Below are 810 nucleotides of genomic sequence, written 5' to 3'. Positions count from 1 at the left end.
ATATTAACAGCATTCCGTTCAGGAACTTCTTAAATCCGCCACGCCAGGCCATGTTGAGCCTACCACATGTTTTCCTGCTGGCCAAAGAGGACATGGGGCGACAGAAACCCAAACCGTATCGCGGTTGGTCGGATTCACGCGCTGCACCTTCAGGTCTTGTTTCATGCAATGTCGTTTTCTCAAACGGAGGGCACTTTTGGGCGACATGCATTAACCAGCCGGTTCATCGGCTTGAAACGCTTCTGTCCTGTTTTACCCGCAAGCTGCTAGAATGGCGGAGTACCGATCAACGATCGACGGCGATCTCGGATGCACATCAGTCTGGAAATCAACAATGTCGACGCCTTGCCCGCTGGTACCTCGACCAGCTACGCGGCGCGTGATCGCGGCTTCGAAATCGGACGCGATGCTTGCGACTGGACCTTGCCGGATCCCGACAAGTTCATCTCGGGCCGCCACTGCGAGGTTCGCTACGAGGCGGGCGCGTTCTGGCTGCACGACATCTCGCGCAATGGGACTTTCATCAACGGATCGAGCCAGCGCATGACCGGGCCACACCGGCTTGGCCATGGCGACCGGATACTGATCGGCCGTTATGTCATCTTGGTATCGATCGACGAAGAGCGCGCCACGGCGGGCTACCCCAGCTACAAATCCGAGCAGCGAGACATGCCGCCCGCGACAGGCCGACCGCTGGAATTTAAACATGCACCTTTCTTCGATCCCGCGCAGCAACGGCCCGGGCAGCGCATTCCGCCGCACTCCCCACCCCTGCCTTCGACCAGAGACGAGGTCTTGCGGGAGATCGCG

The 810-nt window shown here is 58.9% G+C and carries 2 protein-coding genes; both read left to right on the top strand.

Features of this window, described 5'->3' with window-relative positions:
* Window positions 1-383 (top strand): hypothetical protein (locus EN925_RS40370; RefSeq protein ID WP_206633188.1); only part of this gene is annotated, 383 nt, incomplete at its 5' end.
* The coding region (gene tagH / locus EN925_RS37990) for a type VI secretion system-associated FHA domain protein TagH (RefSeq protein ID WP_128337468.1) at window positions 310-810 on the top strand (501 nt) is incomplete at its 3' end. The genes EN925_RS40370 and tagH, both read left to right, overlap by 74 nt.

It is taken from the genome of Mesorhizobium sp. M7A.F.Ca.US.006.04.2.1, assembly GCF_004022915.1.
Taxonomy (GTDB): Bacteria; Pseudomonadota; Alphaproteobacteria; order Rhizobiales; family Rhizobiaceae; genus Mesorhizobium; species Mesorhizobium ciceri.
This window is presented reverse-complemented; position numbering and strand designations above follow the sequence as displayed.